General features: G+C 57.7%; 23 protein-coding genes and 1 other RNA gene. 23 read left to right on the top strand and 1 reads right to left on the bottom strand.

What is annotated here, in order from left to right; translation table 11 throughout:
- Positions 1-13 precede the first annotated feature (13 nt).
- From AC50YL_RS03460 to rnpB, 23 genes are all read left to right on the top strand, one after another.
- Entirely contained in the window at positions 14-1,384 is a 1,371-nt protein-coding gene (locus AC50YL_RS03460) for an NfeD family protein (RefSeq protein ID WP_494829311.1), read from the top strand.
- Between the two features lie 18 nt (positions 1,385-1,402).
- Positions 1,403-2,398, top strand: coding sequence for a flotillin-like protein FloA (gene floA, locus AC50YL_RS03455; RefSeq protein WP_494829310.1), 996 nt, complete (start codon positions 1,403-1,405; stop codon positions 2,396-2,398).
- A gap of 46 nt (positions 2,399-2,444) precedes the next feature.
- Entirely contained in the window at positions 2,445-2,987 is a 543-nt protein-coding gene (locus tag AC50YL_RS03450; protein ID WP_494829309.1) for a hypothetical protein, read from the top strand.
- Positions 2,988-3,144: 157 nt separating this feature from the next.
- Positions 3,145-3,423, top strand: a complete 279-nt coding sequence (gene yqfC, locus AC50YL_RS03445; protein WP_161741057.1) for a sporulation protein YqfC — start codon at positions 3,145-3,147, stop codon at positions 3,421-3,423.
- A 15-nt stretch (positions 3,424-3,438) separates the two neighbouring features.
- Complete coding sequence (gene yqfD, locus AC50YL_RS03440) at positions 3,439-4,632, top strand: sporulation protein YqfD (protein ID WP_494829308.1); 1,194 nt, start codon at positions 3,439-3,441, stop codon at positions 4,630-4,632.
- 6 nt (positions 4,633-4,638) lie between these two features.
- A complete protein-coding gene (locus tag AC50YL_RS03435; protein WP_494829307.1) occupies positions 4,639-5,613 on the top strand; it encodes a PhoH family protein in 975 nt (324 codons plus the stop codon).
- A 371-nt stretch (positions 5,614-5,984) separates the two neighbouring features.
- Entirely contained in the window at positions 5,985-8,228 is a 2,244-nt protein-coding gene (locus tag AC50YL_RS03430) for an HD family phosphohydrolase (protein WP_494829788.1), read from the top strand.
- On the top strand, positions 8,225-8,722 hold the full coding sequence (gene ybeY / locus AC50YL_RS03425; RefSeq protein ID WP_494829306.1) for an rRNA maturation RNase YbeY: 498 nt from the start codon (positions 8,225-8,227) through the stop codon (positions 8,720-8,722). The genes AC50YL_RS03430 and ybeY overlap by 4 nt, the downstream gene beginning before the upstream one ends.
- The gene (locus AC50YL_RS03420; protein WP_494829304.1) at positions 8,722-9,072 is read left to right on the top strand and encodes a diacylglycerol kinase; all 351 of its coding nucleotides are present in this window, start codon (positions 8,722-8,724) and stop codon (positions 9,070-9,072) included. Before ybeY ends, AC50YL_RS03420 begins: the two co-directional genes overlap by 1 nt.
- 18 nt (positions 9,073-9,090) lie before the next feature.
- Positions 9,091-9,528, top strand: coding sequence for a cytidine deaminase (gene cdd / locus AC50YL_RS03415; RefSeq protein WP_494829302.1), 438 nt, complete (start codon positions 9,091-9,093; stop codon positions 9,526-9,528).
- 38 nt (positions 9,529-9,566) lie between these two features.
- On the top strand, positions 9,567-10,493 hold the full coding sequence (era, locus tag AC50YL_RS03410) for a GTPase Era (RefSeq protein WP_494829300.1): 927 nt from the start codon (positions 9,567-9,569) through the stop codon (positions 10,491-10,493).
- A gap of 111 nt (positions 10,494-10,604) precedes the next feature.
- The gene (locus AC50YL_RS03405) at positions 10,605-10,754 is read left to right on the top strand and encodes a YqzL family protein (RefSeq protein ID WP_494829299.1); all 150 of its coding nucleotides are present in this window, start codon (positions 10,605-10,607) and stop codon (positions 10,752-10,754) included.
- A gap of 36 nt (positions 10,755-10,790) precedes the next feature.
- The gene (recO, locus tag AC50YL_RS03400) at positions 10,791-11,537 is read left to right on the top strand and encodes a DNA repair protein RecO (RefSeq protein WP_494829297.1); all 747 of its coding nucleotides are present in this window, start codon (positions 10,791-10,793) and stop codon (positions 11,535-11,537) included.
- A 382-nt stretch (positions 11,538-11,919) separates the two neighbouring features.
- Entirely contained in the window at positions 11,920-12,807 is an 888-nt protein-coding gene (glyQ, locus tag AC50YL_RS03395; protein ID WP_494829295.1) for a glycine--tRNA ligase subunit alpha, read from the top strand.
- Positions 12,800-14,881 carry a glycine--tRNA ligase subunit beta gene (gene glyS / locus AC50YL_RS03390; protein ID WP_494829293.1) on the top strand — a complete coding sequence of 694 codons (2,082 nt, stop codon included), beginning with the start codon at positions 12,800-12,802 and terminating at the stop codon, positions 14,879-14,881. Before glyQ ends, glyS begins: the two co-directional genes overlap by 8 nt.
- A 71-nt stretch (positions 14,882-14,952) precedes the next feature.
- On the top strand, positions 14,953-15,771 hold the full coding sequence (locus AC50YL_RS03385) for a pyruvate, water dikinase regulatory protein (protein ID WP_494829291.1): 819 nt from the start codon (positions 14,953-14,955) through the stop codon (positions 15,769-15,771).
- A 90-nt stretch (positions 15,772-15,861) separates the two neighbouring features.
- Positions 15,862-16,320 carry a YaiI/YqxD family protein gene (locus AC50YL_RS03380; RefSeq protein WP_494829289.1) on the top strand — a complete coding sequence of 153 codons (459 nt, stop codon included), beginning with the start codon at positions 15,862-15,864 and terminating at the stop codon, positions 16,318-16,320.
- A gap of 41 nt (positions 16,321-16,361) precedes the next feature.
- A complete protein-coding gene (gene dnaG, locus AC50YL_RS03375; protein ID WP_494829287.1) occupies positions 16,362-18,197 on the top strand; it encodes a DNA primase in 1,836 nt (611 codons plus the stop codon).
- 62 nt (positions 18,198-18,259) lie between these two features.
- A complete protein-coding gene (rpoD, locus tag AC50YL_RS03370) occupies positions 18,260-19,387 on the top strand; it encodes an RNA polymerase sigma factor RpoD (protein WP_161741028.1) in 1,128 nt (375 codons plus the stop codon).
- A 113-nt stretch (positions 19,388-19,500) separates the two neighbouring features.
- Entirely contained in the window at positions 19,501-20,328 is an 828-nt protein-coding gene (locus AC50YL_RS03365; protein WP_494829285.1) for a hypothetical protein, read from the top strand.
- A gap of 2 nt (positions 20,329-20,330) precedes the next feature.
- Complete coding sequence (locus AC50YL_RS03360; RefSeq protein WP_494829284.1) at positions 20,331-21,122, top strand: tRNA (adenine(22)-N(1))-methyltransferase; 792 nt, start codon at positions 20,331-20,333, stop codon at positions 21,120-21,122.
- Positions 21,086-22,207, top strand: a complete 1,122-nt coding sequence (locus tag AC50YL_RS03355) for a Nif3-like dinuclear metal center hexameric protein (RefSeq protein ID WP_494829282.1) — start codon at positions 21,086-21,088, stop codon at positions 22,205-22,207. The genes AC50YL_RS03360 and AC50YL_RS03355 overlap by 37 nt, the downstream gene beginning before the upstream one ends.
- 122 nt (positions 22,208-22,329) lie before the next feature.
- Positions 22,330-22,736, top strand: an RNA gene (gene rnpB / locus AC50YL_RS03350) — RNase P RNA component class A.
- 70 nt (positions 22,737-22,806) lie between these two features.
- Here the strand turns inward: rnpB and AC50YL_RS03345 are convergent.
- Complete coding sequence (locus AC50YL_RS03345) at positions 22,807-24,675, bottom strand: S8 family peptidase (RefSeq protein WP_494829280.1); 1,869 nt, start codon at positions 24,673-24,675, stop codon at positions 22,807-22,809.
- Positions 24,676-24,700: the final 25 nt, after the last annotated feature.

Here is a 24,700-nt window from a genome sequence, read left to right as displayed (position 1 = left end):
AGGAGGGGCTATTGTGCGGCATATCCATCAGTTGACAGTCAAATGGCTGCTGCCCGTCGTCGTCTTGTTCAGCTTCATCCTGACGGGTGCGGCCGTTTCGGCGGAAGGAACGGCAGCCGACTCGTCGGCGGGCTCGACCGTGTACGTGATCGATGCGGACAGATCGGTGGAGTCCGGGTTGTACCAGCACTTGAAACGGGCTTATAAGGAAGCCGAAGACGCGAAAGCGAGCCGGGTGCTGCTCGTCCTGAATACGCTTGGCGGACGGGTCGACAGCGCGCTGAATATCGGCGAGCTGATCCGCGGCAGCAAGGTGCCGACCACCGCTTTCGTGGAGGGCAAGGCTGTATCGGCCGGGACGTACATCGCGCTGAACGCCCAGCAGATCGTCATGCAGCCGGGCAGCACGATCGGCGCAGCCGCGGTCGTGGACGGGAGCGGGACGCTCATCGACAACCCCAAGACGATTTCCTTCTGGACGGAGGAGATGAAGTCGGCGGCATTGTTGAACGATCGCGATCCCGACATTGCGGCAGCCATGGTCAACCCGTCTCTCGTCGTCGAATTGACGGAGCTCGGGCGGACGAAAGAGAAGGGCGACGTGCTGACGTTGTCGGCGCAAGACGCCGTGAAAGCCGGCTATGCGGAGTACACGGCGGCGACCGTGGAGGACGCGCTGGACGGCTTGAAGCTGAATCAGCCTAATATCGTCACGTACGAACCGAGCGCGCTCGAGAGAATCGGACAGTTTCTGACCCATCCCGCCGTCATGACGATCCTGCTGATCGTCGGCATCGCGGGCATCGGCATCGAATTCATGATTCCGGGGTTCGGAGCGCCGGGCATCACCGGGATGGTCGCTTTCATTCTTTATTTCTTCGGGCATTACGTATCCGGGTTCGCCGGGTTCGAAGACGTCGCGCTGTTTATCGCCGGGATCCTGCTTCTCGTGTCGGAGTTTTTCATTCCGAGCTTCGGCATCCTCGGCATTCTAGGCGCAGCCTCGTTAATATCGGGGGTCCTGCTGGCGGCGCCGAATCCGAAATCCGCGCTGCTCTCGCTCGCGGCGGCCGTCGTCGTCGCGGCAGTCATCGTCTTCTTCGTCGCGAAACGTTTCGCGCACAAAGGAGTCTGGAACAAGTTCATTCTCCGCGATCAATTGACGAACGAGGAAGGGTACCGCTCTTCTTCGAACAAAGCGGACTATCTCGGCAGGATCGGGGTCGCGGTTACGCCGCTGCGGCCGGCTGGAACGGCGCGGTTCGGCGACGAACGCGTCGATGTCGTGACGTTGGGCGAGTTCATTGCGCCGAACGCGGGCGTGATGGTGATTAAAGTCGAAGGCACCCGCGTCGTCGTAAGACCGAAAAGCGAAAACGAATAAAGTTTTGGAGGGGTTCCATTGACGTTAGATCCGACAGTAACGGTCATTATTATCGTCGTGCTCGCGATTATCGCCATTTCCGTATTTTTAAGCTTTTTCCCGATCATGCTCTGGATATCCGCGCTTGCATCGGGCGTGCGGGTCGGCATTATCACGCTGGTCGCCATGCGCTTGCGCCGGGTCGTGCCAAGCCGAATCGTGAATCCGCTCATCAAGGCGACCAAAGCCGGATTGGGCTTGACGATCAATCAGCTGGAAAGCCATTTTCTCGCGGGCGGCAACGTTGACCGCGTCGTCAACTCGTTGATCGCGGCGCAGCGCGCCAACATCGAGCTGGAATTCGAACGGGCCGCCGCAATCGATTTGGCCGGCCGGGACGTGCTGCAAGCCGTCCAAATGAGCGTTAACCCGCGCGTCATCGAGACGCCGATCGTCGCCGCCGTGGCGAAGAACGGGATCGAAGTGAAAGTCAAGGCCCGCGTCACCGTGCGCGCCAATATCGACCGTCTCGTCGGCGGCGCCGGCGAAGAAACGATTATTGCCCGCGTCGGCGAAGGGATCGTCACGACGGTCGGTTCGTCGGAGTCGCATAAGGACGTGCTCGAAAATCCCGACCTTATCTCCCGCACGGTGCTTGGCAAGGGGCTCGACGCGGGAACCGCGTTCGAGATCCTGTCCATCGATATCGCGGACGTGGACGTAGGCAAGAACATCGGCGCGCACCTGCAAACGGAGCAAGCCGAGGCCGATAAGCGGATCGCGCAAGCGAAGGCGGAAGAACGCCGCGCCATGGCCGTCGCCCAGGAGCAGGAGATGAAAGCCCGCGTCATCGAGATGCGCGCGCTCGTCGTGGAGGCGGAATCCCAGGTGCCTCTTGCCATGGCCGAAGCACTGAAACAGGGCAAGATCGGCGTATTGGATTACATGAACTTCAAGAACATCGAGGCGGATACGAGCATGCGGAATTCCATCGGCAAAGGCGACGGCACCGGCACCGAGAAGGAAGAACGGTAATGTTCATCGCCCGCAGGACGAATAAGTTACGGCGGGAGGCGCGCGCATGGAAGAGCTTCTGAAGCTGTTATTTTCCAATATCTATATCGTGATTATCGTCGTCGGTTTCCTGCTCACGCTGCTGAACAAGGCGCGCGGAAAGCAAAATCCCGGCGGCAACAAAATGCCGCCCTTCGGCGGCGGCGGAACGATCGGACGTCAGTCGGCCAGACCGCTGACCGAACGGCCAGCGCAGCCCGAGCGCCCGCGGCAGCGCGAGACGGGGCAGCCGGTGCAGGAGCGGCCGGCGGCGACCCGAATGCAGTCTTCTGCACCCGAGGCGGAACGTCCGCTGCGCGGTTCGCTTTACGCGCCGGAGCCGGCCTCCGGCGAAGGCGTCAGTTCGGAGTTCGCGGAATCAAGACTGCCCGGACGTTCGATGGAGACGGTCGTCCCGCAGGCGAAGGGCCGAACGCTTGCCGCTCCTTCGTCCTCGAGCGGCGAAGGCGATGCGTTCCGCGTGCCGCAGGGCAACGAGCTGCGGCAGGCATTCATCATGGCCGAAGTGCTGGGTCCGCCCAGATCCAAGCGGCCCTTGAATCGAAAGTAAGCGCACGGACTAACCGCATATTATTCAAGCATCTGCTCCCCCGGGGGCGGATGCTTTTTTATTTGCCGATTCTCGCCCATGCGGCGCGCCGCTTTTCTCATATTTCCGGCCGCTTCCGCATAATTTGGTACAGTACGGGAAGGGGGCCTCTGCCTGGATGCGCCGCATAAACCGCAAACTTCGAAAAATGGCTGCCGATTTGCTCGATCTGCCGCAGGATGTCGTCATGGATTTGCCCCGTCTCACGATGATCGGCGACCGGCAGTTGTACATTGAAAACCATCGCGGCGTCCTGCATTTCTCCAGCGACAAGCTGCGCCTCGCCCTAAGCAAAGGGGAACTCGAGGTTACGGGAAGCGATCTGGTCATACGTACCATTTGGACCGAGGAAGTGTTCGTCGAGGGCGTCATCAAAAATATCGAGGTGCGAGAATAAGGGGGCTTAAATAGCATGGATGCGACATGGATGCAATGGCTGCGGGGATTCGTCACCGTCGCCGTACGCGGTCAAGCGATCGAGAGGCTCGTGAACGAAGCGCTTGCGGATGGGCTGCAGCTGTGGTCCATTCGCCGTACGAAGGAAGGAGAAATGCAGGGACAAGTCGTCGTGAACGACTTTTTTCGTCTTCGGCCGATTTTGAAACGGACAGGCTGCCGGGTGCATGTCCAGGACAGGACGGGCTTGCCGTTCTGGCTGCAGCGGATGCGCAAGCGCGTTTTTTTTGCGGCGGGGCTCGTCCTGTTTTTCATCGGGATGTACCTGCTCTCGTCGTTGGTATGGTCGATCGACGTGGAGGGCAACAGCAAGCTGTCCGAGGAGCAGATCCTGCAGGCAGCGAAGGCGGAGGGGCTGTACCCCTTCCAATGGTCGTTCCGGCTCCAGGACTCGTCCGACTTGTCGCGGCATCTCGCACAGAAGCTCCCCGGAGCGGCATGGATCGGCGTCGAGAAGCGCGGCACGCACATTACGATCCGAGTCGTGGAATCTTCCACGCCGGATGCCAAGCCGCTCATGAGTCCGCGTCATCTGGTCGCCTCGACGGACGCGGTCGTCACGAAGGTCATGGCGGAATCCGGGCGCCCGGTCGTGAAGACCAACATGCGCGTCAAACAGGGCGACATCCTCATCTCCGGCTTGTTGGGCGACGAGACCTCCGGTAAGGCTGTCGTGGCCAAAGGCGTGGTGAAAGGCCTTGTATGGCACGAGTACGATATCGTGTCGCCGCTCACGCGGACGACGAAGGTGTATACGGGCAATAAAAAAACGATCTGGTACGGCGTTGCGGGCGGACGGGCCCTGCAGGTGAGCGGCTTCGGCAAGATTCCGTTCGACATGTACGAGCGGGTGATGCAGGAGGAGAAGGCCGCCTGGCGGACCTTGAAGCTGCCTTTCGGGCGCTTGAAGGAAACGATCATGGAGGTCAAGATGCAGCAGACGACGGTCGGCGTGGAAGAGGCCAAAGCGGAAGGCTTGCAGCAGGCGCGGGCCGACCTGATCGCCAAAGTCGGACCCGACGCGCAGATCCTCGCGGAAAACATTTTGCATGAAAAGACGGACAATGGTAAAGTTTATATGAAAGTGTTTTTCGAGGTGGATCAGTCGATCGTGAAAGAGAGACCGCTAGTTCAAATGCAAGGGGACTGAGTATTTTTGCCGAATGAATTCAAGGTTGTCAAAATTCCACTTGCTAACGCGGCGGAAGGGCTGGCTTTGTTTGGCCCGCAGGATAAATACCTACGGCTTGTGCAGCAGCAGGCGTCATCCGACATCATGTCGCGCGACGCGGAAATCGCCATCTCCGGACCGGCGGACGAAGTAGAATCGCTGGAACAGCTCTATACGGTGCTGCAGCAGCTGGTGCGAGGCGGATACACGCCTTCGGAACGGGATATCGCGTATGCGCTGGAGTTGTCCAAAACGATGCAAGCCGATCAGCTGCTCGATTTGTTCAAGGCGGAAATTACGACGACGTTTCGCGGAAAACCGATTCGGGTAAAAACGATCGGCCAACGCCACTATGTCAAAACGATCAAAAAAATGGACATCGTCTTCGGCATCGGCCCTGCCGGGACGGGCAAAACGTATCTGGCCGTCGTGCTCGCGGTCGCGGCTTTGAAGGAAGGTTCCGTGAAACGGATCGTTCTTACGCGGCCTGCGGTGGAGGCGGGCGAGAGCTTGGGCTTCCTGCCCGGGGATTTGCAAGAAAAGGTCGATCCGTACCTGCGGCCGCTCTATGACGCGCTGCACGACGTGCTCGGCCCAGACCAGACAACCAAGGCGTTCGAACGCGGGCTTATCGAAGTCGCGCCGCTGGCATACATGCGCGGACGGACGCTGGAGGATTCTTTCATCATTTTGGACGAAGCGCAGAACACGACGCCGGAGCAGATGAAAATGTTCCTGACACGACTCGGCTTCGGCTCCAAAATGGTCATCACGGGCGACGTTACCCAAATCGATCTGCCGAGGGGCAAGCGCTCCGGTCTGATCGAGGCGCAGCGTATCCTGCAGAACATTCCGGAAATCGGCTTTATCATATTCACCGAACAAGACGTCGTGAGGCATTCGCTGGTGCAGAAAATCATTACCGCTTACAATTTCGACGCGGAAAGCCGGGGAGAGTAAGGTCCCTGCGGTCGTCTTCTAAAAAAAGCAGTTACAGCAAAGCGAGAACGCGCGCGCTTTGCTGATTTATTTTGCAGTCACCTTTCGCTTCAGGGAGCCTAGCGCTACCCTGGGGTCCCCCTTCAACAAGGGGGATTTAGGGGGTTGTGAACGTGTTTTTAAGGGTTGTGAAGATTTTTTAATCATCGCACTTACCCTCAAACGGTTGTAAAATTGCACCGGCTGGTTCTATGATAGAATGATAACCACAAGCGTCCAGGGACGGAAGTCCGCGGCCGTATAGAGAGGGTCCAAGGGACGCAGGTCCCTGGAGGTCCCGCGCGAAGTTCGGGGGATTAGGGGGATGCATGTTTTAGGAGGATAGCAACGTGATGAATCAGCAGACCGGTCAGGAGGAAGCGAAGACATTCGGTTGGAGTGAATGGAGGAACAGCGGTGCCGTTCGCTGGCTGCTGCTGCTTCTGTTCGTTCTGCTTTTTTATTTTAGCCTGGCGCCGCATGTTCTTCCCAAGACGTACAACATAGAGCTTAACAAAGCAAGCGATCGCGACATCGAGGCGCCGATGGAAATCAAGGACGAGAAAGCGACCCTTCAGGCGCAGGAGGACGCGGCCGAACGCGTCGAGCCGATGTACTCCATTGTCGCGCTTCGCAGCGAGACGCTTCTAGAGCAGGTTTTCGCTCGCATGGAGCAGCTGAATCAGGACGACCAAGTGACGCTCGAGAACAAAGTGGCGATCTACCGCAGCGAAATTCCGCAAATGTATATCGACTACGTGGATCAGTTTGTTCGGCTGAACAAAGGGAACGGCACGTATAACGACTCGCTGCTCGAGGAAATGTCCACGGTCGTGAAGGAGCAGGCGTACCGCATACCGGAGGAAACCTTTTACAAGATGCCGCAATTGACGGCCGCCCAACTTAGCGATATGCAGACCGTCGCCGTGCAGATCGTGCACAAGCTGATGGGCGACTCGCTCCGCGAAGCGGAGACGGCCCGGACGAAGGTGGCGGAGCTCGTGAACGCCAGCTCGCTGAGCGAACGCAAGTCGCGTGAAATCGTGCAGGAACTGGCGCGCTACGCGATCATGCCGAACAAGTTCCTCGACAAGCAAGCGACGAACGACGCCCGGGTAGCTGCGAAGGAGAACACCCCGCAAGTGGTCATTAAGCAAGGAGATGTGATCGTCCATAAGGGCGAACAGATCACCAAGGAAACGTACGAGCGCCTGTCCTCGTTCGGACTGCTGCAAACCAAGAAAAACTACTGGCCGCAGTTGGGGCTGTTCTTGTTCTCGGCTTTGTTCCTGATCGTCATCTACGGCTATTTGGAGAAGGCATCGAACTTGAGCGGCGGCACGCGGACCGGATACAGCAACGCGCAGATTTTCATGCTGCTGCTGATCTACCTGCTTAATCTTCTGGCGATGCATATCGTCGAGCTGACGCAGACGCAGACGATGCCGTACGTCGGGTATCTGGCTCCGACGGCAATGGGCGCGATGCTGATCGTCATGCTCCTGGACGTGCAGCTGGCGGTCGTGAGCTCATTTGTTTTTGCCATAATGGGGAGTATTATATTTAATACGGGCTCTGATCAAATCTTCGATTTCAACTACGGGTTCACGACGGCGGTCGTGTCGTTCGCGGCGATCTTTGCCATTCACCGGGCGAGCCAGCGGTCCACGATCCTGAAGGCTGGCATCATGGCCAGCTTATTCGGCTCGGCGTCCGTCCTGGCGATTTTGCTCCTCGGGGATATTCCGCCGAAAACCGATCTGGTCATGACGGTTGCCTTCGCTTTCGCGAGCGGGCTGTTGACGGCGATTCTCGTCGTTGGCCTTATGCCGTTCTTCGAGGTCACCTTCGGCATTCTTTCGGCGCTGAAGCTGGTGGAGCTGTCCAACCCGAATCATCCGCTGCTGCGCAAGCTGCTGACGGAAACGCCGGGCACGTATCATCACAGCGTCATGGTGGGCAACCTGTCCGAAGCGGCGGCGGAAGCGATCGGCGCGAACGGCCTGTTGTGCCGCGTCGGTTCCTACTATCATGACATCGGCAAAACGAAGCGGCCGGGCTATTTCATCGAGAATCAGACGAACTTCGAGAACCCGCATGACTCCATCGATCCCAAGCTGAGCAAATCCATCATCATCGCGCATGCGCGCGACGGCGTGGAGATGCTGAAGAACCACAAGCTGCCGAAGCCGATCCGGGATATCGCGGAACAGCATCACGGCACGACGTTCTTGAAGTTCTTCTACCATAAGGCAACCAAGCTGGCGGAGGAAGCGGGCGTCGAGCCGGACTTCACGGAAGAGGATTTCCGCTACCCCGGCCCGAAAGCGCAATCGAAGGAAGCCGCGGTCGTGGGCATTGCCGACAGCGTCGAGGCCGCGGTGCGCAGCATGCGCAGCCCGACGATGGAACAGGTGGAATCCATGATTCACAAGATCATCAAAGGCCGTTTGGAAGACGATCAGTTCAATGAATGCGACCTGACGCTGAAAGAGCTCGAGAAAATCGCGCAGACGCTGAAGGAAACCATTATCGGGATCTTCCATTCGCGCATCGAATATCCGGAAGACGTAAAATCAAAGGAGCGGCTGGCATGAGTTTGCAGTTGGACTGGAGCAACGATCAAGATAAAGTGGACATTTCCGAGGCGTTCGTCGGGGTGCTGGAGAACCTGCTGCGGTTGGCCGGCGAAGCGGAAGGCTTGACGGAAGGGGAAGTGACGCTTTCGTTCGTCGACGATGAGGAAATTCACCAATTGAACAAAGACTACCGCGGTATCGACCGTCCGACGGACGTGCTGTCGTTCGCGATGCAGGAAGAAACCGACGAAGAGCTGGGCATCATCTACGAAGTGGAAGACGAGAGCGATCCGATTCCCTACGACGGCATGCTTGGCGATATCGTCATTTCCGCGGAACGCGCGAAGCAGCAAAGCGAGGAATACGGACATTCGCTGGAGCGGGAGCTCGGCTTCCTGTTCGTGCACGGCTTCCTTCATCTGATCGGTTACGACCATCAGGATGAAGAGAGCGAGGCCGTCATGACGAAGAAACAGGAAGCCGTGCTTCTGCAAGCAGGTTTGACCCGTTAATGAAACGGTTTCTGCGCAGCGTCGCCTATGCTTGGAGCGGCTTTCGCAGCGCCGTCGGCACGCAGGCGAACATGAGGATTCATGTTTCCTTTGTCGTCGCGGTCAATGCGGCGGGCCTGCTGTTCGGCTTATCCGGCATGGAATGGGCGGCGATCATTATCGTGCAGGGCATGGTCCTTGCCGCGGAGCTGCTCAATACGGCCGTCGAACATGTCGTCGACCTGGTCAGCCCGCAGAAGCATCCGCTCGCGAAAGCGGCGAAGGACACGGCGGCCGCGGCGGTGTTGTTTGCCGCCGCGACGGCGGTTGCCGTCGGGCTGATCGTATTCGGGCCGCATCTGCTGCCCTGAGAGAAGGAGAATCTTTACATGACCGAAGTAACGAAACAACCGCTGCCCGAACCCTATCGGCAGTTAATGGAACAAGCCATCGAAGCGAAGAAGAAAGCCTATGTGCCGTATTCGCACTTTCAAGTCGGCGCCGCGCTGCTGGATGCGGAGGGCGGCGTTCATCACGGCTGCAACGTGGAAAACGCGGCGTACAGCCCGACGAACTGCGCGGAACGAACCGCCTTGTTCCGGGCGATCGCGGACGGCCGCGGCGCGCGCAGCTTCAAGGCGATCGCGGTCGTGGGCGACACGGATTCGCCGATTACGCCTTGCGGCGTATGCCGGCAGGTGCTCGTGGAGCTCTGCTCGCTCGACATGCCGGTTATCATGGGCAATATGAAAGGCGATTGGCAAATTCTCACGGTCGAAGAGCTGCTGCCAGGCGCTTTCTCGTCCAAACAGCTTCACCAAGCTTAATTTACGCGTAATGCCTGGAAGGGGCCATTAGACCACCTATGACAACGACAAATACCGGATCAAAAGGATCCAAAGAAAAATTCCGCTCGGGGTTCGTGGCGATCGTCGGTCGGCCGAACGTCGGCAAATCGACGCTCATCAACGAAGTCATCGGCCAGAAGATCGCGATCATGTCGGACAAGCCGCAGACGACGCGCAACAAGATCCACGGCGTTTATTCGACGGACAATTCCCAGATCGTATTTCTCGATACGCCCGGCATCCACAAACCGACCTCGAAACTGGGCGATTTCATGGTGAAATCCGCGATCAGCACGCTGGGGGAAGTGGACGCGGCGTTGTTTCTCATCGATGCTTCCGAAGGCCTCGGCGGCGGCGACCGCTTCATCATCGAAGCGCTCAAGAAGATCACGACGCCGGTATTCCTCATTATGAATAAAATCGACAAGATCGAGCCGGAGGCGCTGCTGCCGCTCATCGTGCAATATAAAGAGCTTTACGATTTCGCGGAGATCATTCCGGTGTCCGCATTGAAGGGCAACAACGTCGATACGCTTCTTCGGGTGCTCGGCGGTTACCTGCCGGAAGGTCCGCAATATTATCCGGCCGATCAGGTGACGGACCATCCGGAGCAATTCGTATGCGCGGAGCTCGTCCGCGAGAAGATCCTGCATTTGACCCGCGAGGAGGTACCGCACTCCATTGCCGTGGCCATCGAGGATATGAAGGTGCAGGATAACGGCGTGGTCTATATCGGCGCCGTCATTTACGTCGAGCGCGACTCGCAGAAAGGTATCGTCATCGGCAAGCAAGGCTCGCTGCTGAAGCAGGTCGGCAAAGAGGCGCGGCGCGATATCGAGACGCTGCTCGGTTCGCGCGTTTTTTTGGAGCTTTGGGTCAAGGTGAAGAAAGACTGGCGCAACCAGGAACGGGTACTCAAGGATCTCGGCTTCCGCAACGATTGATAAGTTCCAGCCCGATCCGAAAATGACAATAATTTGGCGGCATAAGCTTCTTCCCTTCATCGCATCCTAATCCGTGAGCAACATTTCTGAGCGCGGAAAGGATGAATACGAATGCGAAATTTTTCGTGGAAGTATTTTACGCTGACCGGGGATGTGGAGGCTTTCATGCTTTACAGGGAGATGGAAGAGCGCGCGGCGGCGGATGCCGTTCCCCAAGAGGAAGAAGGGGAGGCGCCGGCCGAACGCGAAGGCGCTTCATAGCGGATCGTCGTCCGCGGGAGTTTGGGGGAGAGGCTCATGCAGTACAGGGTCGAGGGAATCGTGATTCGAAGCACGGATTACGGGGAAGGCAATAAAATCGTGACGCTGTTGACGAATACGCACGGCAAGATCGGCGTCATCGTCCGCGGCGCCAAAAAAATCAAAAGCCGCTACGGTTCCTTGTCGCAGTTATTCACGCACGGGGAGTATCTGTTTTTCCGAAACAGCGGGCTTGGCACGTTGACGCATGGTGAGATTATCGAATCTCACCATGTTTTGCGTGAACAGCTTGATTTGACGGCCTATTCTTCCTATGCCGCGGAGTTGGTAGACCGCGCGCTTCAGGAAGAAGACGCGGGCGCTTTTATGTACGAGCAGCTGAAGGCTTGCCTGAATGCCTTTGCCGAAGGCAAGGACGTGATGGTCACCATTCAACTGTTCGAGATGAAGGTGCTGCAGGCTGCCGGCTACGGACCGGATTTCCGGGCATGCGTGTCCTGCGGCAACGAAACGGGTCCCATGGCGTTGAGCGCCCGAAACGGCGGGATTCTGTGCATTCGATGCGCGTACAAGGATCCCCAGGCGCTCCCGCTTGGCGATGGCGCGCTCAAGCTGCTTCGGTTATACCAGCAGATGGATCTCAGGCGGCTTGGCAATATCGCGATCAAGGACGAGACGAAGCAACAGTTGAAACAAGCCATGCGTCTATTGATGGACACGCATGTCGCGTTGCCGATGAAATCCCGCGCTTTTCTGGATCAAATGGACAAATACTCCATATGAGCCGATCCGGGAGCTTGATTGTTTGGCTAGGTTTGACACGAGGACCCGGAATTGATAAGATAGGTTATTATGTGAATAAGCGATGATGGAGAAAGTAATCGGTAATTGTCCGATGCAAGCGAGCCGGGGGCGGTGAAAGCCCGGACGGACCTACGCGATGAAAGGCGCTCCGGAGTTTGAGAGCAAGGCTTAAAAGCGGGTTTTCGCCGCAGTCGCCGCGACTGACGAATGCGAAAACCAAGTAGGGTGGAACCGCGGAAGCTCAAGCTTTCGTCCCTATGTCTGACAACCAGACGTAGCGACGGGAGCTTTTTTTGGCGTTCATGCGCGCTCGTTATTGGAACGATGGGGGTTTAATTTCATTAAAGGAGAGAAGAAGAACATGAATTTTCAAAACATGATTTTGACGCTTCAGCAGTTCTGGGCGGAACAAAATTGCATTCTCGTTCAGCCGTACGACACGGAGAAAGGCGCAGGCACGATGAATCCGATGACCTTTTTGCGTTCGATCGGACCCGAGCCTTGGAATGTCGCGTACGTGGAGCCGTCGAGGCGTCCCGCGGACGGACGTTACGGGGAGAACCCGAACCGTCTCTACCAGCATCATCAGTTTCAAGTCATCCTGAAGCCGTCGCCGGACAATATCCAGGAGCTGTACCTGGAGAGCTTGAAGCGTCTGGGCATTGATCCGCTTCATCATGATATTCGTTTCGTCGAGGACAACTGGGAATCGCCCACGCTGGGAGCCTGGGGGCTTGGCTGGGAAGTTTGGCTGAACGGCATGGAAATCACGCAATTCACGTATTTCCAGCAGGTCGGGGGCATCGACGCCAATCCCGTCGCCGTGGAAATTACATACGGCATGGAACGGCTTGCTTCCTATATCCAAGAGAAAGAGAACGTGTTCGATCTGGAGTGGGTCGACGGCGTGACTTATGGCGACGTCTTCCTGCAGCCGGAGTATGAGCATTCCAAATACACCTTCGAAACGTCCGACGCGGCGATGCTGTTCTCGCTGTTCAACATGTACGAGGAAGAAGCGAAGAAAACGATGGAGCATAAGCTCGTATTCCCGGCTTACGACTACGTGCTGAAATGCTCCCATACATTCAACCTGCTGGATGCGCGCGGCGCGATCAGCGTGACGGAACGCACCGGGTATATCATGCGCGTGCGCAATTTGGCAAGGGCATGCGCGGCAACGTATCTGGAGGAGCGCGAACGTCTCGGCTTCCCGCTGCTCAAGAAAGGAGTGAACGTCAATGGCTAAGGATATGCTGCTCGAGATCGGACTCGAGGAGGTGCCGGCCCGTTTCGTGCGCGGCGCCATGAATCAGTTGAAAGAGAAAACCGCCAAATGGCTGGAAAGCGGCCGGATCGCGCACGGCGAAATCGAAGCGTACGCGACGCCTCGCCGTCTCACGGTATTGGTTCGCGCCGTCGAAGAGAAGCAAGCGGACGTGAACGAGGAAGTCAAAGGCCCGTCCCGCAAAATCGCGCTCGGCGACAACGGGGAATGGAGCAAGGCCGCGCTGGGCTTTGCCCGCAGCCAAGGCGTCGAGCCCGGCGACTTCTTCTTCAAAGAAGTCGGCGGCGTGGAATATATTTACGCCAACAAGAGCAGCGTCGGCACGGCGACGAGCGAAGTCCTTCCGGAAGGACTTGCGTCCATCATCACCTCGATGTCTTTCCCGAAAAACATGCGTTGGGGCAATTACGACCTGCGCTTCGTCCGCCCGATCAAATGGCTGGTGGCTTTGTTCGGCGAGGAGATCGTTCCGCTTGAAATCACGGCGGTCCAAAGCGGCAGAACGGCGCGCGGCCACCGCTTCCTGGGCGGCGAGACCGACATCGCCGCGCCTCGCGATTACGTGGCGCGCCTGAAGGAACAGCATGTTATCGCCGACGTGGCCGAGCGCGAAGCGCTGATCGTCGAGCAGATCAACGCGCTGTCCGCCGACAAGGGCTGGCATATCGCGATCAAGGAAGACCTGCTCGAGGAAGTCGTGTTCCTCGTCGAATATCCGAACGTGTTGTTTGGTACCTTCGACGAATCGTTCCTGCGCATTCCGCAGGAAGTGCTGATCACGTCGATGCGGGAGCATCAGCGGTATTTCCCGGTCCTGGACGGCAACGGCAAACTGCTGCCATTCTTCGTCACGGTCCGCAACGGTGACCGCACCTCCATCGAGAACGTCGCCAGAGGCAACGAGAAAGTATTGCGCGCGCGATTGTCCGACGCGAAATTTTTCTACGGCGAAGATCAGAAGCTTGCGATCGGAGACGCGCTGGCCAAGCTGGAGTCGATCGTCTATCATGAAGAACTCGGCACGGTAGCGGATAAGGTCCGCCGTATCGTGGCGACGGCGGGCAAATTGACGACCGCGCTCGAATTGAATGCGCAAACCTCCGAGGATGCCGCGCGCACGGCGGCGATCTGCAAGTTCGATCTCGTGACGCAGATGGTCTACGAGTTCCCCGAGCTGCAGGGCATCATGGGCGAAGATTACGCGCGCAAGGCCGGCGAGCGGGAAGCGGTCGCCCAAGCGATCAACGAACACTACCAGCCGCGGTTTGCGGGCGACCGCGCGCCGGCTTCGATCATCGGCGCCGTCGTCAGCCTCGCGGATAAGATCGACACGATCGTCGGCTGTTTCTCCATCGGAATCATTCCGACCGGCTCGCAGGATCCTTACGCGCTACGCCGCCAAGCCGCGGGCATCGTGCAAATCGTCCTCGCGCATGGCTTGAAGCTGCCGCTCGGCACGTTGTTCGACCTGTCGCTCGACGTGCACGCCGCGCGCGGCATGAAACGCGAAGCGGCCGAAATACGCAAGGACCTGTACGAGTTCTTCTCGCTTCGCGTGAAGAACGTGCTCACGGAACAAAGCGTTCGCTATGACGTCGTCGACGCCGTTATGGCCGTCGGATATCAAGATTTGCGCGTTGCGGTCGACCGCGCCGCGGCGGTTACGGCAGCGGCCGCAGGCGACCGGCGCGAGGAATTCAAGACGGTCGTGGACGCGCTCAACCGCGTGTGCAACCTTGCGTCGAAAGCCGCGTCTAATGAGGTGAATCCAAGCTTGTTCTCGGATGAGACCGAAGGCGCGCTCTATCGCGCATGGACTTCCGTGCGCGAGGATATCGCCGGGCACGTCGAGCGCGGCGAAGCGGCGGCGGCGATCGTCAAGCTGGCGGGTCTGAAGGATCCGATCAATGCGTACTTCGATCATGTCATGGTCATGGCGGAAGACGAGGCCTTGCGCGCGAACCGTCTGGCGACATTGGCCTCGATCGCGGGCAGCGTAATGCAAGTCGCGGACTTCTCGAAATTGGTTTGGTAAGCGCGTTGCGAAGCAAAGCGCAACCGTGATCTTGAGACCTTGCAGCGTAATTCTTGAAGGAGGGGATTGAAATGGCAGTCGATTCACAGCCTGACGTCATTATTTACGTCGTTTCCGATTCCGCCGGGGATACCGGCGAGCTTGTCGTAAGGGCGGCGGTAGCCCAATTTCACCCCATTCACGCGGATATCCGCCGCGTTCCGTTCGTGCATGACGAATCGGCGTTGGAACGCTTCGTCCGGCTGGCGAAGGAACATGACGCCATCATGCTCTATACGCTGGTGCTGCCGGGGCTTCGGGAGCGGATGATCGAATTGGCGGAGAAGCACGACGTGACCGCGATCGATCTGCTCGGCTCGCTGCTGAACAGCCTGGAGATGAAGACGGACCGCAAGCCCCGCCAGGAGCCGGGATTGAACCATGTGCTGGACGAGAATTATTTCCGCAAGGTGGAGGCCGTCGAATTTGCCGTCAAGTACGATGACATGCGGGACACGACCGGCATACTCAAAGCGGATATCGTGCTCGTCGGCGTATCGCGGACGTCCAAAACGCCGCTTTCCATGTATCTGGCGCATAAGCAGTTCAAGGTCGCGAACGTTCCGCTCATCCCGGAGGTCGGCCCGCCGCCCGAGTTGTTTCAGATTCCCAAGGAGAAGGTCGTCGGCTTGACGATCGACGTTCATTATTTGAACGGCATCCGCAAGGAACGGCTCAAGGCGCTCGGGCTGCCGGACAGCGCGTCGTATGCGAAGGCGGACCGGATCGAATTCGAGCTGCAGTACGCGAAGTCCATCACGGACAAGATCGGTTGTCTCGTGATCGACGTTTCCCACAAAGCGGTGGAAGAAACCGCAAGTCTCATCATGGAGTACGTCGAAACCGTTTGAAGGCGTGGGGAAAGCAGGATTTTTTAGTTATTTGCCGTATATAATAGTACGGAAGTTACATGAAGATGCGGTGGTGCAAATTTGACGGCAATGCCAACAATTGTAGTCGATGCCGACGCTTGTCCGGTGAAGCGGGAAATTGTCGAGGTTGCTCGAACGCACGGCGTGCCGGTTCTGATGGTAGCTTCGCATGATCATCGGCTGCAGGCGGAGACGGGCGCCGCGATCATGCAGGTCGACCGCAGCGATCAATCGGTCGACCTGTATATCGCGAATCATATCAAGCGCGGAGATATCGTCGTGACGCAGGATTTCGGGCTGGCGACGATCGTCTTGGCCAAAGGCGCGATCGCGCTGTCGCCGCGCGGTCAGCAGTACGATGACAGCAACATTGACTACTTGATGGAGCGCAGGCACGAACTGGCGAAACGGCGCCGGGCAGGCGGAAGAACGAAGGGTCCCAAAGCGATGTCGGACGAGGATCGGACCTGTTTTCAGCAAAAGCTGACAAAAGTTTTGGAATCTCGGCAGGAGAATGCTGAACCGTAGCGAATAGTATTACTTGTCATTTAGGATGAAGGTGAAGGGGTATGGCATACGGGAAAATACCGGATTCCGTCATTGAAGCGGTGCTCAAGCATCACGATATCGTCGAAACGGTAGGAAAGTACGTTCACCTCTCGAAAAACGGGAAATACATGAAAGGGCTTTGCCCGTTTCATTCAGAGAAGACGCCTTCCTTTACCGTCACGCCGGAGAAAGGCATCTTCTATTGCTACGGATGCGGCAAAGGCGGGAACGCCATCAAGTTCATCGAGGAAATCGAAGAATATTCGTTTCCGGAAGCCGTGCGCGCCATGGCGGAAGAAGCCGGCATCCCGATAACGTGGTCCGGATCGACGGAAGGGCAGAGCAATGAAGGTAACGGGGAGCGCGACAAGCTGGTTCAAGCGCATGAGCTGGCGGCCAAACTGTATCATTATCTTCTGATGAACACGACGCACGGACAACCCGCGCTGCAGTATTTGCGCGGAAGGGGCGTGACGGACAAGCAAATCGACCAATTCCTGATCGGCTACGCGCCTCCCGAATGGGATACGCTCGCGCGCTTCCTGGAGAAGCGGGAGTTCGATTCCGCATTAATGGAGAAGGGCGGCCTGTTGATCGGGAAGCAGGACAAGAGCGGGTACATCGACCGGTTTCGCGACAGGGTCATGTTCCCGATCTGGAACCGCGACGGCAAAGTGATCGCGATGGCAGGCCGAATGCTCGGGGAGGGACAGCCGAAGTATTTGAATTCTCCGGAGACGATGCTGTTTAACAAAAGCCGGAATTTGTATAACTTTCATCATGCCAGGGTCGCGCTTCGCAAGAGCAGGCGCGTGGTGTTGTTCGAAGGCTATATGGATGTCGTCAAAGCATGGAGCGCTGGCGTGATTAACGGCGTGGCTTCCATGGGAACGTCTTTGACGGAGGAGCACGCGGCGGTTCTGCAGCGGAATGCGGACGAGGCGATCCTGTGCTACGACGGCGACAATGCCGGACAAGCGGCGGCGCTCAAAACCATACCGATACTGGAGAAAGCCGGCTTGCGGGTTCAAGTGGCGATGCTGCCGAAAGGCATGGATCCGGACGAGTTTATCGAACAGAACGGCGCTCATGCGTTCATTCGGGAAATTATCGAACACCCGGTTTCCGCAACAAAATTTAAATTACTATATGCTAAGAAAAACCATATACTCCTAGAAGAAGAGGGACAGAAAAATTACTTGCTTGAAGCCGTACGCATCATTGCCGTGCTGGATTCGCCGACAGAGCGGGAATTTTATTTGAAGGAGCTGTCCCGCGAGTTCGATATGTCCTTGGATTCGTTGAAGCAGGACTGTTTTAACGAACGGCAGCAGCTTCAAAAAATGAAACCGCAAAGGGATAATAACGACAATTCGTGGAATAATGGTAGGAATGAAAACCGTGAAAACCGCCGTGCGTCCTCTGCGCCGCCCGTGTTGCCCGCCTATCAGGTGGCCGAGCGCAAGCTCCTTGCGCAAATGCTGCAAAGCGCGGATATCGCGAACACGGTGCACCAGAAGCTCGGGGAAGCTTTTCATGTGGAGGATCACGCAGCGCTTGCTGCTTACTTATACGCTTATTACGCGCAAGGCCATGATCCGGATGTTAGCCGATTTATTGCGTCGCTTCAGGATGACCGCCTTGAACGGGCGGCCGCTTCCATACTCATGATGGACGACGACATGCCGTTCGACGAGCAGCTGCTCGTCGATTATGTCAACGAAATCAGCAAGGTGCCTAAGCTTCGAGAGATTGAACAGATAAAAGAAGCGATGATAAAGGCGGAGCGGTCCGGCGACAACCTGAAAGCGGCACAACTTGGAATTGAAATGTACAAACTGCAAGCGAGATTATAGCCCTAGAGAGACAGCTTAAAGGTCGGTAGGATGATCGTTTCTAGGGAGGAGGGAGTCGGAATATGGCGAATGATCAACATACTGAATTGGATACCGAACAAAAGCTGGAGCTCGTCAAAGAACAGCTGATCGAACACGGGAAGAAGAGATCCTCCTTAACCTACAAAGAAATCATGGAGAAGCTTTCACCGTTTGATCAGGATCCGGAACAAATCGACGAATTCTTCGAGCAGCTTGACGATATCGGCATTGAAGTAGTGAACGAGAACGACGAGGATCTTCCGATTGGCAACAGGGACGATCAGGAGCGCGAACAAGACGACTTCAACTTCGACGATGACTTGGCGCTCCCGCCCGGCATCAAAATAAACGATCCGGTTCGGATGTACCTGAAGGAAATCGGCCGGGTGCCGTTGTTGTCGGCAGACGACGAAGTGGAGCTGGCTAAGCGGATCGAGCATGGCGACGAAGAAGCCAAGCGCAGGCTGGCCGAAGCGAATCTCCGGCTCGTCGTCAGCATTGCCAAGCGTTACGTGGGCCGCGGCATGCTGTTCTTGGACTTGATTCAAGAGGGCAATATGGGTCTGATCAAAGCCGTCGAGAAGTTCGACCATACGAAGGGCTATAAGTTCAGCACGTATGCGACATGGTGGATCAGACAAGCGATCACCCGCGCGATCGCGGACCAAGCGCGCACGATTCGGATCCCGGTCCACATGGTCGAAACGATCAACAAGCTCGTACGTGTATCCCGTCAACTGCTTCAGGAGCTGGGTCGCGAGCCGAGCCCGGAAGAAATTGCGGCCGAGATGGATCTGAGTACCGAGAAGGTTCGGGAAATCATGAAGATTGCGCAGGAGCCAGTATCGCTCGAAACGCCGATCGGGGAAGAAGACGACTCGCATTTGGGCGATTTTATCGAAGATCAGGAGGCGCTCGCGCCGGCGGATGCCGCCGCGTACGAGCTCTTGAAGGAACAGCTGGAGGACGTGCTCGATACGCTCACGGAGCGTGAAGAAAACGTGCTTCGTCTTCGGTTCGGGCTAGATGACGGCCGTACGCGCACGCTGGAGGAAGTCGGTAAAGTGTTCGGCGTCACCCGGGAGCGGATTCGTCAAATCGAGGCGAAAGCGCTGCGCAAGCTGCGTCATCCGTCCCGCAGCAAACGGCTCAAAGATTTTCTTGAATAACCATCTGGACCTTACTGCGTTAAGCAGCAAGGTCTTTTTTGGAAGTGCGGAGCATTGCCGATTCTTCTTACTTACGCCATCATGACGCCTGGAGAGAGGGACCACAAGCCGACATGGATCAGGAACGCCGGAAAACGATTGTCAAAGAAATCGAGCATTGGCAGCGCTCGAAGCTGCTGCCCGAGCAATATTGCGACTTCCTGCTGAATCTGTATTTGGACGAAAGGGAGACCCGGGCTCCGTCTTCGTTTACGGGACGAGCGGCGATTGTAGTCAAAGGAGCTTCGGCGAAGCAATGGCTCCTTACATTTGGAATTTTTTCCTTGATTTGTTTTGTTGTTCTTTATTTTAACGTTTTTCATCCGCTATTGCAAATTGCGCTGTCGATGACGGGCGTATATGCCCTGCTGCTTATAGGTCAAAAGTATCGGAATAAAAATGAATCCGTAGGCCTAGGTTTTATCGGCGCCGGCATGCTCCTCATGCTGGGTTCGGGACTGTATATGCTGCAGCTGCACGAATTGGAAGCGTGGGGGTGGAAATCTGGCCTGCTGTCGTTCTGCGCGCTCACCTGGGTCGCGTTCGGCATCGGAGCTAGAATTCCGCTGTTGCATCTATGCGGATGGATGGCTTCCTTCCTCGTCTATGCATGGCTGCTGGCGAACAATACGGAATCGCCGGCATGGTACGAGATCCAGCTTTACTGGCTGCCGGTATCGTTCGTATTCGGCTGGTGCAGCTGGTTCGTCCAGCGGTGGACGAAGCCGGCGGCTTCGATCCTGTTCATCGCCGGCGCGTTGGCTTGGTTCATGCCCGAGCTGTACGCGGCGTTGTTCGCGTACAGCATGAGCGGCATCCAGCTGGCGTTGATCGTAAAAATTATCGCGGGGGGCGCACTGCTCTTCTCGCTTCGAAAACAATGGATTGCGTGGGTTGCTTAGACATGATAAAGCTTTCAAAACGATTACAGACGATCGCGGATCGGGTAACGGCAGGCTCGCGCGCGGCGGATATCGGTTCCGACCATGCGCTGCTGCCGGTATACCTGCTGCAAGCCGGCAAATGCCCGTCGGCAATCGCCGGAGAACTGAACATTGGACCGCTTCAGGCTGCCAGGAAACAGATTGCCGAGGCGGGACTGACGAAGGCCATCGCGGCCAGGCAAGGAAACGGACTGGCCGTGCTGGAGCCGGGCGAGGCGGATACCGTCACGATCGCGGGCATGGGCGGAAGCCTGATGGCGGAGATCCTGGAGACGGGACGCCAAGCGGGCAAGCTGAAAGGCGTCAGGGAATTGGTGCTGCAGCCGAACGTCGGCGAGGAGATCGTCCGCAGATGGCTGGCGGAGCAGGGGTACGTGCTGCAAAGCGAATCGCTGCTCGAAGAGGACGGAAAGCTCTACGAGGTGCTCCATGCGCTGCGGGAGTCCGACAGTCCCGTGGACGTGACGAACGAGCGGCTGTACGATCCGTCCTTCTTGCCCGTCCAACTGGGCGAATCCGAGAAGCGGGATTGGCTGTACCGCATGGGGCCTTACCTGCTTAGGCAGCGGGAAGAATTGCTGCACGGCAAATGGCGTCATGAATACGCCAAGCTGGAGCGAATCTGCGCGCAGCTGGCGCAATCCGAGCTCCCGGAATCGCGGGAGAAAGAAGCGCAGCTGCGCAAGGAAATGAACGCCATCGAGGAGGTGCTGTCATGTTTGCGAACGGCCAAACCGTCGTCCAGCTCCTAGAGCAGCTGGCGCCGAAGCATATCGCCATGGAAAACGACAAGATCGGCCTTCAGCTCGGCACGCTTCAGAAGGAAGTGACCAACGTGCTCGTCGCGCTGGACGTCACGCCCGAGGTAGTGGACGAAGCGATCGCCGCCGGCGCGGAATTGATCGTGGCGCATCATGCGATCATTTACCGGCCGCTCGCGAAGCTCGATACGTCGACGCCAGCCGGCAAGCTGTACGAGAAGCTGATCAAGCACGATATTGCCGTCTATATCGCGCACACCAATCTCGACGTGGCCGACGGCGGGATCAACGATTGGATGGCGGACATGCTCGGCTTGCCGGCGGAAGGACGCGCTTCGCTGGAGGACGTGCATACGGACAAGCTGCTCAAGCTCGTCGTATTCGTTCCGGAGACGCATCACGAGCAGGTGCTGCAGGCGGTCTGGAATGCCGGGGCCGGTCAAATCGGCGGCTACAGCCACTGCAGCTTCAATATCGAGGGCACGGGGACGTTCAAGCCGGGCGATGGAGCGAATCCGTTCATCGGCGAGACGGGACGCTTGGAGCGCGTCAAGGAAGTCAGGGTCGAGACGATCGTGCCTCACAGCGCTCACCGCAAAGTCGTGCAGGCGATGCTGAAGGCGCATCCCTACGAGGAAGTGGCGTACGACCTCTATCCCGTCGAGCTGAAGGGCCGCGTCTTCGGCCTGGGCCGCGTCGGCAAGCTGCCGCAGCCGGTTACGCTGGGCGAGCTCGCGGCCAGAGCAAAGGCTGCCTTCGACGTGCCGATGCTGCGCCTGGTCGGCGACCCGGAGCGGCCGGTACGCAAGGTAGCCGTGCTCGGCGGTTCCGGCTCGCGGTACATCCGGCATGCGTCCTTTGCCGGAGCCGACGTGCTCGTCACGGGCGATATCGATTACCACACGGCCCATGACGCGTTGGCCGCGGGTCTCGCGATCATCGATCCCGGCCATAATATCGAGAAACTCATGAAGCCGCGCCTCGCCGAATGGCTTCGCCAAGAGCTGATTCAGCGCAAGTACGCGACGGAAACGATTGCCTCGCAAATCGATACGGAACCCTTCCAATTTCTATAGGGGACGGAGAGCAACATGCTTTGGAACCGGCCTATTTTCTGTCCGAATGCAGAAAAGGCAACCCAATCGGCTTTTCCGCCTTGAGGTTTGGCCCGGTTCTTAGTATACTGTTGATTACACGGAAAGTTTGACAGACAATCGCTGGCGGCCTTGTTGCCGCGAGAGGAAAGTCCGGGCTCCGTAGGGCAAAGATGCTGGATAACGTCCAGTCGGCGCGAGCCGAAGGATAGTGCCACAGAAATGGACCGCCGATGGCCGTGCTTAGGCGCGGCACAGGCAAGGGTGGAACCGTGGTGTAAGAGACCACGAGGACCGTTGGTGACAACGGTGCTGGTAAACCCCATCTGGAGCAAGACCGAGAGAACGAAGCAGCTTCGCGCTGCACCCCTGCCCGGGGCTCGTTCGGGTTGGTCGCTTGAGCTGCTCAGCAATGAACGGCCTAGATAGATGATTGTCGCTTCATAAGTGGGAGGGTAGTTCCCGTCATACCACGCGAGGCACAGAACCCGGCTTACGGCAAGCTTTCCAAATGCTCAAATAACCCGCAAGGCTTTATGCCTTGCGGGTTATTTCGCGTTTATGCGGGATTCCGGCTTGAGCTAGCTGTATTTGCGCGCGATCCGCTCGAGGCGGCGCTCGACCTGCTGCGGAAACTGCTGCAGGGACACGTTGGATTGGCGGGCGGCCAACAGCGCGCGGTCGATGTCGATCTGGCCGTAACCGAAATACTTGTCTTTGCCTTTGTCGCCGAGATCCTTGGCCGATTTGCGTATGATGTCCATCACCTCGTCATTGGTAAGTCCGGGATTAATGGAGCGTATGAGCCCGGCTAGCGCAGCGACATGCGGGCTGGCCATCGACGTGCCGGACAGCGCGGCGTACTGGCTGCCGGGATAGGTGCTTGCGATTGTCATGCCGGGCGCGGCGACGTCGATGTAATCGCCGTAATTGGAGAACGGCGAGCGCGTGCCGTCCGCGTTGGTGGAGGCGACCGCAAGCACCTCCGGATAAGCGGCGGGATAACCCGGCCGATTCGTGTTGTCGTTGCCGCTGGCCGCGACGAGGACGACGTCCTTGTCATGGGCGTATTTGATGGCATCGTGCAGGAATTGGGCTTCGGCGTAGTTGCCGAGGCTCATATTGATCACTTTGATGCCGTGGTCGGCTGCCCAGATGATGCCTTCGGCAACGGAATAGGTCGATCCGGCGCCGGAGGCATCGAGCACCTTGATCGGTACGATTTTGTTGTACCAGGTCAGGCCCGCCACGCCTTCGCCGTTATTCACGGAGGCCGCGATGATGCCGGATACGTGCGTTCCATGGCCGACGTCGTCGTCGGGCGGGGCGGTCTCGTCGACCAAGTTGGTGCCTTTGTCGATTTTGCCGATCAAATCGGGATGATCCGCCTGCACGCCCGTATCCAGCACGCCGATCCGCACTTGATCGCTGCCCTTGGACACGCTCCAGCCCTTCTCCGCTTCGATGACCGGCAGGTTCCACTGGTATTGCGCGTACAGCGCGTCGTTCGGCGTGAGCGCGGCATCCGGATCGGCTGCCATGCCGACGCCGGGGAGGTCGTTGGTCATATAGAGATAGTGGGGTTCGACGTAGGCGACGTTCCAGTTGCTTTTGAAATACCGCATCATGTCGTCGGCTTCCATGGCACGCGAACGGAATACGTACGTATAACCGAGCTTTCTCGCGGAGGTGGCCTTGATGTCCTCCTGAATCCGGGCCATCTCGTCGGCGGACGGATGCTGCTTGAACCGAACGACGACTTCGTTGATATGGTAATGGCTGGCGTTGCCGTTATCTTCGCCGCTGTCGACCGTGATATCGGTCGTGGAATTCGGTTTGACCGATTCGATCTTGTACTTGCCTTCGGCCGGATATGGCACGAGGCGGAGGTTGCGGCGCTGATGGCCTTCGACCTTCATGACGATGTCCTGCAGCAGCACGCCGACGATGCCGTCGCCTTGATGCTGCCGGTCCGCTTCTCCGATGACCATGTATCGGTGGCCGTTCGCATGCAGCGCGGGGGACGCGTAATTTTTGCCGGCCATGACCTGCCTTTTGGCCTCGCCGATCAATCCGTCCAGCTTGGCCGAATTCGGCTTGTCGCCTTCTGCGATGCTGCCGTCCTGATGATGCCACCACACGAACACCATCTGCTTGTGCATTTTCATCATATGCCGGAGATGCTGCTTGTTCATCGGCATAGCCGCTTCGTGCCGAATCAGCTTCTGGAAATTGCGCGCGCATTCCGTCGTGCAGAGCAGCGCGGTCGCATCCGTGTCGGATTTCACCGTGGCGAGCTTCATTTGGCGTTCTTTGTGCGCGGACATCGTGCTTAGCTGCGCGTTCTTCTGCGGGGCTTTGGCCGGTCCGCTGAACCATGGGGTAAGCGGAATAAGAAAAGCGAGCGCGGCGAATACGGCAAACCAACCGATCCATTTACGTCGAGTCATATCGTCTAATCCTCCCTGAATGGCG

It is taken from the genome of Paenibacillus sp. J22P277 (assembly GCF_059383675.1).
This window is presented reverse-complemented; position numbering and strand designations above follow the sequence as displayed.

What these genes read in the sequence shown, in the direction of transcription:
- AC50YL_RS03450 (WP_494829309.1), top strand. Translation starts at nt 2,445, where the DNA reads ATGGAAGAGCTTCTGAAGCTGTTATTTTCCAATATCTATATCGTGATT.
- yqfC (WP_161741057.1), top strand. Translation starts at nt 3,145, where the DNA reads ATGCGCCGCATAAACCGCAAACTTCGAAAAATGGCTGCCGATTTGCTC.
- yqfD (WP_494829308.1), top strand. Translation starts at nt 3,439, where the DNA reads ATGGATGCGACATGGATGCAATGGCTGCGGGGATTCGTCACCGTCGCC.
- AC50YL_RS03430 (WP_494829788.1), top strand. Translation starts at nt 5,985, where the DNA reads ATGAATCAGCAGACCGGTCAGGAGGAAGCGAAGACATTCGGTTGGAGT.
- ybeY (WP_494829306.1), top strand. Translation starts at nt 8,225, where the DNA reads ATGAGTTTGCAGTTGGACTGGAGCAACGATCAAGATAAAGTGGACATT.
- AC50YL_RS03420 (WP_494829304.1), top strand. Translation starts at nt 8,722, where the DNA reads ATGAAACGGTTTCTGCGCAGCGTCGCCTATGCTTGGAGCGGCTTTCGC.
- cdd (WP_494829302.1), top strand. Translation starts at nt 9,091, where the DNA reads ATGACCGAAGTAACGAAACAACCGCTGCCCGAACCCTATCGGCAGTTA.
- era (WP_494829300.1), top strand. Translation starts at nt 9,567, where the DNA reads ATGACAACGACAAATACCGGATCAAAAGGATCCAAAGAAAAATTCCGC.
- AC50YL_RS03405 (WP_494829299.1), top strand. Translation starts at nt 10,605, where the DNA reads ATGCGAAATTTTTCGTGGAAGTATTTTACGCTGACCGGGGATGTGGAG.
- recO (WP_494829297.1), top strand. Translation starts at nt 10,791, where the DNA reads ATGCAGTACAGGGTCGAGGGAATCGTGATTCGAAGCACGGATTACGGG.
- glyQ (WP_494829295.1), top strand. Translation starts at nt 11,920, where the DNA reads ATGAATTTTCAAAACATGATTTTGACGCTTCAGCAGTTCTGGGCGGAA.
- glyS (WP_494829293.1), top strand. Translation starts at nt 12,800, where the DNA reads ATGGCTAAGGATATGCTGCTCGAGATCGGACTCGAGGAGGTGCCGGCC.
- AC50YL_RS03385 (WP_494829291.1), top strand. Translation starts at nt 14,953, where the DNA reads ATGGCAGTCGATTCACAGCCTGACGTCATTATTTACGTCGTTTCCGAT.
- AC50YL_RS03380 (WP_494829289.1), top strand. Translation starts at nt 15,862, where the DNA reads ATGCCAACAATTGTAGTCGATGCCGACGCTTGTCCGGTGAAGCGGGAA.
- dnaG (WP_494829287.1), top strand. Translation starts at nt 16,362, where the DNA reads ATGGCATACGGGAAAATACCGGATTCCGTCATTGAAGCGGTGCTCAAG.
- rpoD (WP_161741028.1), top strand. Translation starts at nt 18,260, where the DNA reads ATGGCGAATGATCAACATACTGAATTGGATACCGAACAAAAGCTGGAG.
- AC50YL_RS03365 (WP_494829285.1), top strand. Translation starts at nt 19,501, where the DNA reads ATGGATCAGGAACGCCGGAAAACGATTGTCAAAGAAATCGAGCATTGG.
- AC50YL_RS03360 (WP_494829284.1), top strand. Translation starts at nt 20,331, where the DNA reads ATGATAAAGCTTTCAAAACGATTACAGACGATCGCGGATCGGGTAACG.
- AC50YL_RS03355 (WP_494829282.1), top strand. Translation starts at nt 21,086, where the DNA reads ATGTTTGCGAACGGCCAAACCGTCGTCCAGCTCCTAGAGCAGCTGGCG.
- AC50YL_RS03345 (WP_494829280.1), bottom strand. Translation starts at nt 24,675, where the DNA reads ATGACTCGACGTAAATGGATCGGTTGGTTTGCCGTATTCGCCGCGCTC.